Source organism: Desulfurobacterium atlanticum (assembly GCF_900188395.1).
GTDB classification, from domain to species: domain Bacteria; phylum Aquificota; class Aquificia; order Desulfurobacteriales; family Desulfurobacteriaceae; genus Desulfurobacterium_A; species Desulfurobacterium_A atlanticum.
This window is the reverse complement of record NZ_FZOB01000001.1, coordinates 298,151-308,980: the sequence shown is the minus strand read 5'-3', so window position 1 is coordinate 308,980 and position 10,830 is coordinate 298,151. Positions and strand designations below refer to the sequence as shown.

Annotated in this window: 8 protein-coding genes and 1 CRISPR repeat array; of the genes, 4 read left to right on the top strand and 4 right to left on the bottom strand. The window is 35.6% G+C overall.

The genetic code is table 11. From position 1 onward, the window contains the following. Positions 1-269: 269 nt before the first annotated feature. On the bottom strand, positions 270-1,664 hold the full coding sequence (selA, locus tag CHB58_RS01580) for an L-seryl-tRNA(Sec) selenium transferase (RefSeq protein ID WP_089322341.1): 1,395 nt from the start codon (positions 1,662-1,664) through the stop codon (positions 270-272). A 56-nt stretch (positions 1,665-1,720) separates the two neighbouring features. Between selA and CHB58_RS01575 the strand changes: the two genes are divergently transcribed. From CHB58_RS01575 to CHB58_RS01560, 4 genes are read left to right on the top strand one after another with little or no spacing between them, the layout of a single operon-like run. Next, positions 1,721-3,271 (top strand): DUF3857 domain-containing transglutaminase family protein, encoded by a 1,551-nt coding sequence (locus CHB58_RS01575; protein ID WP_089322340.1) that lies wholly within the window; start codon positions 1,721-1,723, stop codon positions 3,269-3,271. 8 nt (positions 3,272-3,279) lie between these two features. Continuing rightward, positions 3,280-3,594: a DUF3858 domain-containing protein gene (locus CHB58_RS01570; RefSeq protein ID WP_219350054.1), complete on the top strand. Its 315-nt coding sequence runs from the start codon at positions 3,280-3,282 to the stop codon at positions 3,592-3,594. After that, complete coding sequence (tsaD, locus tag CHB58_RS01565) at positions 3,591-4,589, top strand: tRNA (adenosine(37)-N6)-threonylcarbamoyltransferase complex transferase subunit TsaD (RefSeq protein ID WP_089322338.1); 999 nt, start codon at positions 3,591-3,593, stop codon at positions 4,587-4,589. The genes CHB58_RS01570 and tsaD overlap by 4 nt, the downstream gene beginning before the upstream one ends. Next, positions 4,590-5,393, top strand: coding sequence for a polyphosphate kinase 2 family protein (locus CHB58_RS01560; protein WP_089322337.1), 804 nt, complete (start codon positions 4,590-4,592; stop codon positions 5,391-5,393). A 78-nt stretch (positions 5,394-5,471) separates the two neighbouring features. Next, a CRISPR array of direct repeats spans positions 5,472-8,817; the repeat unit is 35 nt; unit sequence GTCGTAATCCCTTTCGGTTCTAAGGGCATTTCAAC. Positions 8,818-9,150: 333 nt separating this feature from the next. Here the strand turns inward: CHB58_RS01560 and cas2 (CHB58_RS01555) are convergent. From cas2 (CHB58_RS01555) to cas1, 3 genes are read right to left on the bottom strand one after another with little or no spacing between them, the layout of a single operon-like run. Next, positions 9,151-9,471 (bottom strand): CRISPR-associated endonuclease Cas2, encoded by a 321-nt coding sequence (gene cas2, locus CHB58_RS01555; protein ID WP_089322336.1) that lies wholly within the window; start codon positions 9,469-9,471, stop codon positions 9,151-9,153. Further along, positions 9,468-9,728 carry a CRISPR-associated endonuclease Cas2 gene (gene cas2 / locus CHB58_RS01550; RefSeq protein ID WP_089322335.1) on the bottom strand — a complete coding sequence of 87 codons (261 nt, stop codon included), beginning with the start codon at positions 9,726-9,728 and terminating at the stop codon, positions 9,468-9,470. Before cas2 (CHB58_RS01550) ends, cas2 (CHB58_RS01555) begins: the two co-directional genes overlap by 4 nt. A 17-nt stretch (positions 9,729-9,745) precedes the next feature. Next, positions 9,746-10,678, bottom strand: coding sequence for a CRISPR-associated endonuclease Cas1 (gene cas1, locus CHB58_RS01545; RefSeq protein WP_089322334.1), 933 nt, complete (start codon positions 10,676-10,678; stop codon positions 9,746-9,748). Between the last annotated feature and the right edge of the window lie 152 nt (positions 10,679-10,830).

The following is a 10,830-nucleotide window of genomic DNA, read 5'->3' as shown; positions in this document are numbered from 1 at the left end:
CGTGGTATAGGTTTATATTTAGCTGCATGGTTGTCCTCCTGGTAGTGGTTTTGGTTTTCTGAAAATTTGAATGTTTAGTGCTCTTAATATTTTAACTACCAGGTGGGCAGCCTTTTTCCTTTGGTGTGGGTGGGGAGTATGTGTATACCTATGCAGGTTTTGAAGGGTTGACAAACACATATTGAGAACTATTATTGATATATACAACCCCCTATCCCCCTCCCTCCTCCCCATAGATGAAAAGGCCGCCGCTCAGGCGGCCCTCTTTTTTAGTCTTTTTTTAAAACTTCTAATATACTATCTGCAAGTTTTTCAACTTCAGAATCAAAAACTGTTCTCATATCAAAAACGATTTTTTCATCTTTTATTCGTGCTATTACAGGTTCTGGTAATCTCCTTAACTGTCTATATACCTTTTCAGCAGTTGTATTCTTTGGCTTTATAGTAACAGCAAAGCTTGGTAGCGTCTCAAGAGGAAGAGCTCCACCTCCTATTTCAGAAACAACTTCTTCAATGTTCACTTCGGCTTTGCCTTTTACAGAGCCGATTTTTTGAACCAGTTTTTCGGCTCTTCTTTCTATCTCTGAGACAGGTTGAGACACCATTTTCCATACAGGAATCTCTTCAAGCTCTTTTCCTTCTAAATAGATTTTTAAAGTTGCCTCAAGGGCAGCAAGGGTCATTTTATCTATTCTTAAAGCTCTATTAAGGGGATGTTTCCTTATCTTTTCTATCAGCTCCTTCTTTCCAAGTATTATTCCAGCCTGGGGCCCACCTAACAGTTTGTCCCCGCTAAAAGAAACTACATCAACTCCACCTGAAAGCACGTCATTAACGGTCGGCTCATAAGAAAGTCCAAATTTTCTAACATCTACAAAACTTCCACTCCCAAGGTCTTCATACACAGGAATTCCATATTTCTTTCCAAGAGCTACAAGCTCTTTCCCAGAAACAGACTCTGTAAAACCTAAAATCCTGTAATTACTTGTATGCACTTTCATCAAAAGAGCGGTATTTTCAGTTATTGCTGCTTCATAGTCTTTAAGTTTTGTCTTATTTGTTGTTCCGACCTCTCTTAAAACCGCACCACTTTGCTCCATAACATCAGGAATTCTAAAAGAACCTCCAATTTCAATCAGTTCTCCTCTTGAGACTATCACTTCTTTACCAGATGCAAGTGAAGAAAGAACAAGCAAAACTGCTGCAGCGTTGTTATTTACTATACAGACAGCTTCAGCCCCGGTTAACCTTTTCAGAAGTTCCTCAACGTTTTGATACCTTAATCCTCTTTTTCCCGTTTCAAGGTCTATTTCAAGATTACTGTATCCTGTAACTATATTTCCAATATGCTCAGCCACTTTTTCAGATATTGGAGACCTTCCAAGATTTGTGTGAATTATTACACCTGTTGCATTGATAACTCTCCTTAAATTAAAGATCTTTCTCTTTTCAAGAAATTTCAAAAATAAGTCTTTTAGAAAGTCATCATCAAAATCTTCCACTTCTCCAGCCAGAATTTTTTTTCTTAAAAAATCAAGCGATTCTCTTGCTATTTCTGTTAAAAAACCTTGCTTATATTCTACTTTAATCTCATCTGGAATAAGCGTAATTAACCTGTTAACAGAAGGAATCTTCCTGAAAATTTCCTCTTTTCTATGTTTCATAATTACCCCGATTTGGTATAGTTGATTTTAAAATCTTATCAAACAGGGAGAAGCAGATGAAAAGTTTGATACTGGCAATTCTTGCCTTTTGTGTAGCAATAAACACTTACGCATCCACATACGGAGCAAAAATATTAAAAGATAATGTAAAAGTTAAATGTTATTCAGATGGAAGGAAAGAGTGGATAGAAGAAAAAGAGATAAAAATTCTCAGCAGAGAAGGGGTTAAGGAATTTGGAGAAATTGTAATTCCGTTTTCTCACGAACACCAGAAAGTTGAAATACTTTACGCATACACCGTCCTGCCAGATGGAAGAACGGTTAAACCTCAAAAAAATGCTTTCAACATAGTATATCCACCCTTTCAGGCAATGGCACCTATCTATTCAGATCTGAGATATCAAACAATTTCCATGCCTGCAGTAAAACCAGGAGTAATTTTAAAATACGCTTTCAAAGTAGAAACTGTAAAACCGTATATGAAAAACCAGTTCTGGACAACAAACTTCTTCCAATCAGTTTATCCTGTAGAACATGCAACATTCAAGCTTTCTGTACCTGCTGACAAAAAAATAAAAATAAAAGAGTATAACTTTTATAAAAAACCTGTGATAAAAAGAAAAGCAGGAAGAATAGAGTATTTCTACGAGCTACATAACATTCCACCCATTAAAGAAGAACCTTCAATGCCTCCTGTAGGTGAACTGGCAAAAAAGATTGCTGTAACTTCTTTATCTTCCTGGAATCAGGTTGCCAGATGGTATTCAGAGCTTGCAAGAGAAGCAGTTGAACCTGATAATTATGTAAAAGAAACCACTCTTAAAGTGATTAAAGGTAAAAAGGGTAAATTAGAACAGATAAAAGCCATTTATAACTTTGTAGCTCAAAACATAAGATACGTAGGGCTTGAGTTCGGCATAAACGGATACAAACCCCACACAGCATCTTCTGTTCTTAAAAACCGTTACGGAGATTGTAAAGACCATGCAACACTACTTATAGCCATGCTTAAAGTGATAGGAATAAAAGGATATCCTGTCCTTATCCCCACTCAGGGAGTACCTGATATGGATGTGGATATGCCAACTCCAACAGCATTTAACCACGAAATAGCAGCCATAAAGCTCAATGGAAAATGGCTGTATCTTGACACAACTTCAGATACTGTTCCTTTTGGAGAATTACCAGCATCTGACCAGGGAAGACATGTTCTTATTGTTGATGTGGAAAATCAAAAAGGTTTTATAGAAGAAACTCCAATTTACCCTGCAGAAAGTAACAGAGAAGAGTTCATCGGTAACTTTACAGTGGATAATTCTGGGAATCTGAAAGGCAATCTACTTTTTAACTATACAGGCGTTTATGCCCATAGAGAAAGGGCAATACTATCCTCTTTTACAACTCCCTATGACGAAAAGCAGTTTATTGAAAGAACTGTCTCCTCTGTAATTCCCGGATTTGAAGTAGAAAAGTTCAAAATATCAAACTACAAAAATCTTAACAAAAAAATGTTTACATTTCTGCCGACGGAAGCAGCCCATTATTTGCGACAAGAACAAAACATCTTATGCTATTCCACGCTCCTGCACCAACATACTCAAGATTGATATCCCTTGTGGCATCAAAAGAAAGAACACATCCTTATGTAATCGGTTATAAAATGATGAAAGATTCAAAAATTACAATAAAACTTCCTGAAGATTATAATCTCTATTTTCTCCCTGAAAATTTCTCTTACAAAAACAGTGTAGGCAGTATAAATCTTTGGTGGAAACAGCTACCAAATGGTAAAATTGAAATGTCTTTTAAAATGAAACTTGAAAAGGCAGAAATTCCTGTGAAAGAATACGGTAAACTTAGAGAACTGTTTAACCTTACAGTAAAAACACTACAAAACCAGATAGTTATACTTAAAAAGGTAGAAAGATGAAAGTGATAGGAATTGATACTTCATGTGATGATACGTCAGTAGCTGTTTACGATACAGATAAAGGGCAGGTTCTATCCAACATAATCTCATCCCAGTATGAAGCACATAAACCATACGGTGGTGTGGTTCCTGAAATAGCAGCAAGAGAACATTTAAAAAACATAGAACCTGTATTTCTTGCAGCCCTTGAAAAAGCACATGTTGAAGTTTCAGATATTGAGCTTGTATGTGTAACAAACACACCAGGATTACTTCCTGCACTTTTAGTAGGCTTTACCTTTGCAAAAGGAATTGCTTTTGCAAGATATATACCTTTTAAAGCTGTTCATCATATAGAAGCACACATCTTTTCACCTTTCATAAAAAAACAAAAAATAGATTTTCCCTTCATTGCTCTTGTTGTAAGTGGAGGACATACAATTCTTACCATCACAAGAAACTTCAAAAACCATACAGTAATTGGAAAAACTGTTGATGATGCAATAGGTGAAGCGTTTGATAAAGTTGCGAAAATGCTCGGACTTGGATATCCAGGAGGACCGGTAATAGATAAAATTTTTAAAGAGTATAGCGGAGAATACCTTGAACTTCCAAAACCTCAGGTTCAGGGTGTTTCTATGAGTTTTAGCGGGCTTAAAACAGCCGTCAGAAGACTTATTGAAAAAGGACATCCTAAAGAGCAGATAGCAGCATCTTTTCAGAGAACAGCAATAGACTATGTGGTTGGAAAGTTAAGAAAAGCTATAAAGGAAACAGGTATAAAACGTATCTCTGTATCAGGAGGTGTATCTGCAAACAGCTATTTAAGAGAAAAACTTTCAGAACTTGAAGAAAAAGAAAAAGTAACAGTATATCTGCCTGATATGGAATATACATCCGATAACGGAGCGATGGTAGCCTTTACAGGATACAACCTTTTTAAACTTGATGAAGAAATAGGGGACCCATTTACCTTAAACGCCTACCCTTCAATCCCTCTTACCGGAGTCAGATAGATGTTTGAACGTTATATGGTAACCCCCGAAATTCCATTTGACCTTAACAACATTGACCCGAATTTTTCCGAGAATTTTAAAAACAAAAAAGATGTGGAAAAGGAGTTCTCAAAGCTAAAAGAGAAACTTTGTGACTTACAGGATATTCTCTACGCCGAGGGAAAGAGAAGAATTTTAATAGTTCTTCAGGGAATGGACACAGCAGGAAAAGATGGAACAATAAAACATGTTTTCAAAGAAGTTCATCTTCAGGGAATAAGAGTTGCAAACTTCAAATCACCAACAGCAACAGAGCTTGCCCACGACTTTCTCTGGAGAGTGCATAAAGAAGTTCCGGGAAACGGAGAAATTGTAATATTCAACAGAAGCCATTATGAAGATGTTCTTATAACAAGAGTTCATAAACTTATCCCTGAAAAAATCTGGATAAAACGTTATGAACATATCAGAAATTTTGAAAAACTGCTTTTTGATGAAGGAACAATTATTCTTAAATTCTATCTTCATATAAGTAAAGATGAACAGAAAAAGCGTTTGATTGAAAGACGGGACAATCCAAAAAAGCGCTGGAAATTGCATAAAGAAGATATAGAAGAGAGAAAATACTGGAACGACTACATTAATGCTTACAATGAAGTAATCGCTGAAACAAGCACATTTTATGCTCCCTGGTATATTATCCCTGCAAACAAAAAATGGTTTAGAAACTACATAGTGGCAAAAATAATCGTTAAAAAACTTGAATCCCTTAATATGAAATATCCCGATCCTGAACCTGGCATAGAGAATATAGAGATAGAATAATATTAAAAAAACAAGAATTTTTATCAAAAAACTTCCCACTCCAACTTACAAATATCCTAACATAAAAATTTAAAATTGGCCGTAATCCCTTTCAGTTCTAAGGGCGTTTCAACACGGTGTCAAAGGCAGATATCGTGGTAACCCGCCACCCTGGTCGTAATCCCTTTCGGCTCTAAGGGCATTTCAACACTCCATAAAAGTGCTGCTTCACGAATACACGCACCTGAAGCGTCGTAATCCCTTTCGGTTCTAAGGGCATTTCAACTTTTTAAAGGATATGTTATATGGATATAAGGATAGTCGTAATCCCTTTCGGTTCTAAGGGCATTTCAACAAAATGTTGTATATTTATAAGAAAATGGGAGAATACATACTGTCGTAATCCCTTTCGGTTCTAAGGGCATTTCAACATTTAAATTTAGATTATCTATGGATATATTTCCAAAGTATGCTAAATGTCGTAATCCCTTTCGGTTCTAAGGGCATTTCAACTTAATATATCTCTTCTAAATAAATTAACTGATTTTGGATTGTCGTAATCCCTTTCGGTTCTAAGGGCATTTCAACTTAAAAAATATCCCATTTATTATAGATGTAGATGAGATACATCCAAGTCGTAATCCCTTTCGGTTCTAAGGGCATTTCAACTAAGGACCTCATTCAAGAGGTCCTTACTGATATAGCAACTTTGTCGTAATCCCTTTCGGTTCTAAGGGCATTTCAACACTGATATAGCAAGTCTAGTGGCCCAGGGTTATGCCCTGGGGTCGTAATCCCTTTCGGTTCTAAGGGCATTTCAACGAGGAAGAGTTTTCTCCTCTCTGGTCGTCGTAGTATTGTCGTAATCCCTTTCGGTTCTAAGGGCATTTCAACTCGGTAATTCCGTTGATGAAATTATATCTATTCATCTTGTCGTAATCCCTTTCGGTTCTAAGGGCATTTCAACTTATAATAGACTTATAGATCTATATGTAAATGATAATATGTCGTAATCCCTTTCGGTTCTAAGGGCATTTCAACGTAAAGTCATGAAAATGTTGTATCTTTATAAAAGAATAGAGGGATAGTCGTAATCCCTTTCGGTTCTAAGGGCATTTCAACAGTATACTGTTGAAGAAATTGAAGATATCGGATGTCGTAATCCCTTTCGGTTCTAAGGGCATTTCAACATAAAATAGAAGATGGCATGATAATAGACATACCCACCAATAAGTCGTAATCCCTTTCGGTTCTAAGGGCATTTCAACTTATAATAGACTTATAGATCTATATGTAAATGATAATATGTCGTAATCCCTTTCGGTTCTAAGGGCATTTCAACTCATAGTTATTATATTCTGAATATTTATTCAGTCTCAAAATATGTCGTAATCCCTTTCGGTTCTAAGGGCATTTCAACATATATTATGTTTATAGAAGTAGTTATTTTTGTTGTGTGTCGTAATCCCTTTCGGTTCTAAGGGCATTTCAACTAATCCCCGTCCTCCTCTATACAATAAAAAAATATTTTTGGTCGTAATCCCTTTCGGTTCTAAGGGCATTTCAACCATTAGTAAAACTAGAAAGAAAGGTTGACCGCCATTTGGCGGTGTCGTAATCCCTTTCGGTTCTAAGGGCATTTCAACTCCGCAAGGAGGATCTATTTCATATCAAGAATCCCGAACCCTGGTCGTAATCCCTTTCGGTTCTAAGGGCATTTCAACCACTTTAAGCTCATGCAAACAATATTAGAATATAATGTCGTAATCCCTTTCGGTTCTAAGGGCATTTCAACTATACTGAAATAAATTATTATTTTTAGGAGGTAAACATGAGAGTCGTAATCCCTTTCGGTTCTAAGGGCATTTCAACTAGGTATATTATGATTCAGTTACCGGAGAAGTTACCTGTCGTAATCCCTTTCGGTTCTAAGGGCATTTCAACAGGAGGTAATATGTTTGAACTCTTCATGCTCCTTATCGGTCGTAATCCCTTTCGGTTCTAAGGGCATTTCAACTTTGTATTAGTCCAGTTCCCTCAAAAGTTATCTGAAACGGAGTATGTCGTAATCCCTTTCGGTTCTAAGGGCATTTCAACACGTCCTTTGATAATAAATTGTACGTTGCTGGTGGATACGAGTCGTAATCCCTTTCGGTTCTAAGGGCATTTCAACCAGGGCTATGCCCTGGGCATCAACCCCCTCCCTCTTCTGAGGGTCGTAATCCCTTTCGGTTCTAAGGGCATTTCAACAGTTAAAAAGAGTGTTGGTAATGATAGTTCGGTATTATTTAGTCGTAATCCCTTTCGGTTCTAAGGGCATTTCAACGAAGTATACTTTAAGATCTATAAACAAAGATACTTAATGTCGTAATCCCTTTCGGTTCTAAGGGCATTTCAACATTTATCAAAAACATTATATGCAAGTATAAATATGTTAGCTAAAGTCGTAATCCCTTTCGGTTCTAAGGGCATTTCAACAAATAAAATAGGAGGTGGTAAGTCATGAAAATGTTGTAGTCGTAATCCCTTTCGGTTCTAAGGGCATTTCAACATGAGGGGATCTCCAAAGATAGAGAGGCCGGGAAATAAACCCGGGTCGTAATCCCTTTCGGTTCTAAGGGCATTTCAACGGTCGTTTGCACCACCGGTGAAAGGGGGTGGCCAGGGATGCGTGTCGTAATCCCTTTCGGTTCTAAGGGCATTTCAACGAATTGAAACGTGTTGGTGATACTTCATTAGAAATATTATCGTCGTAATCCCTTTCGGTTCTAAGGGCATTTCAACAATAAAATTGGAAAGAAGAGTCAGCCGCCATTTGGCGGGTCGTAATCCCTTTCGGTTCTAAGGGCATTTCAACAGTTAGTTCATATGAATTAGAAAGTATTGATTACAGTCGTAATCCCTTTCGGTTCTAAGGGCATTTCAACATGGATATAAGGATATAGTGAAAGATACTAAAATAATATTAAATGTCGTAATCCCTTTCGGTTCTAAGGGCATTTCAACTAAAAACATATATTAGTTATAACAAACTTCTAGATATTGTCGTAATCCCTTTCGGTTCTAAGGGCATTTCAACATAATTCGATTGAGGCGTCAAATATAAGTGATATTATAGTCGTAATCCCTTTCGGTTCTAAGGGCATTTCAACATAATTCGATTGAGGCGTCAAATATAAGTGATATTATAGTCGTAATCCCTTTCGGTTCTAAGGGCATTTCAACATAATTCGATTGAGGCGTCAAATATAAGTGATATTATAGTCGTAATCCCTTTCGGTTCTAAGGGCATTTCAACAAGAGGAGGTTGTTATGAAAATGCTGTATATTTACAAGTCGTAATCCCTTTCGGTTCTAAGGGCATTTCAACTTAAGGAGGTGTGAGATGAACAAAATTAAATTGGAAATAAGTCGTAATCCCTTTCGGTTCTAAGGGCATTTCAACACCACTTATTAAGCTCACTGTAATACAGTGTGTTTTAGACTATCCTGTTCATTTGATAATTAGAATAAACAACCTATTCAGTTTTAAAAGATCTAATCTATATTTTTAATTATACCACAAAAAAGAAAGATTCAAATATTCTGGTGAGGCCGTTTGAAAAATGGCTATGAACTTTAAGAGATCCTTCGGGCTTTGCCCTCAGGATGACTTTCTTCGTCATTCTGAGGCTGCTTTGCAGCCGAAGAATCTCAATACCTTTTAGAAACAAATGAGAATTTTCAAACACTCTCATATTCTGGTTTCCAGAAATTTTGTGCAGGTAGAAATTTAAACTTAAAAGAAAAAATCTGTTTCAATTTCATATCCCAATCTTTTTATCTTCTTTTTATTTTTAGAATCTATTGGATAGATGTATACTTTATCATGTTTATTCATAGTTTTCTCTAATCTTTTAATCATTCTGGAAAACTCTTTTTTGGAAGTTATTTCAAGTTCAAATACACTTTTTTGAGTTCTCATACCGTATTCTAAAAGAATTCTGGAAATTTTTGCCCTTCTACGGTTTGCCAGAGAAACCCACCCTCTAACATCATCTGATAAAATGTCATAAATTATTATGTAAGTTGTTATCCTATTGGAAAATTTATATTTCATATTACATCTTCCTCTCTTTTCACCTGTCCAAGTTTTAATATTAAGCTTTCTGAATAGGATGATAATGGAAAAAAGAACACAGAGTCTGTTTTATCTATAATCGAAGCTATTTCTTTGTAGAGCTTGATATAGTCAGTTTTCTTTATCTCTATTTCAAAAGCACTATATTGAACACGCATACCGAATTTTTTAAGCCTTGTTGAAACTTTATTACGTATTTTATCATCTGAAATGTCGTAAACAACAAGATATTTCACAGCAACTTTCCTCCTTTTTACAATCCTCTTAACATTATTTCATGAATAAATGCTGAAACTGGATAGAAAAAGGAACCATTTAATACTTTTTCTGAGTATAACTTAGAAATTACTTTTAATGCAGGTTGCTTTATCAGTATAGATTTTCGTGTCTTTTTAAAATCAGTAGCTTCAATGTATCTACTGTTTAGAATGTCAGCTACAAAAAAAATTAATCCAGGCCTTAGTAGTTCTAATAAATCAGAAGCGAGAACTGCATGTTTTCCATGTTTTTCGTGGAAAAATCCACAGTAAGGATCAAGATTATAAGAAATTATTATAGAAGTAAGTATGGAATATGTGTATGTGTAGACAAGACTAAGCACACTATTCACTTCATTTTTAGGTGGATTGTAGCTTCTTTTTTCAAATTCCCAGAATTTTGAAATTGATTGAGCGAAATGATCGTAAAGGGTGTTCATAATGTAGCCGTCTATCCCCCTGAGTGCTGCAATGCTTGAAGATTTTTCTATCCAATCTTTAGTGCACCTGTAAAAACTTTTTATTATGTTTTTTTCAAGATAGTGTTTTTCTGAAAAATCGTAAAATTTCTCAAGCGTCCATTGAGTAAGAAGAGACTTTCTTCTTAGAAGTTCTTTAATCATAAATATTTTAATACTTTCATCTTCAAACTTTTTATATTGAGCAACTCTTCTTCTTGCCGATGAATTCAAAAAAGGAGGAAGTATCATTGAAGTTAAAGTGCCATTTGATTTAAGTATGAAAACACTTTTTTTATTTTCAGTTAACGCTTTTATAAGAGGAGTGGAAATTTTAACATTTGCCACTATAAACAAGTTTGAAAAACTTCCAAAAGGTATAGTGTGTTTTTTGGAATTCAGAGTAACAATAAGCTCATATTTTCTTTTAGTTAAAGATGCACCATGAGTTGTAACAAAAATGTTTCTCATACCTTCCCCCTTCCCTTATAATTTTATAAAAAATTTCCATCAAACGTTAAACATATTTTGTATAAGCTGAAAAAATGGAGCAACCTCCTGGGAAATATCATACAACATCAATCCCAGAAGGTTTAAAAGAAACCACGAAAAATTCTACAAGA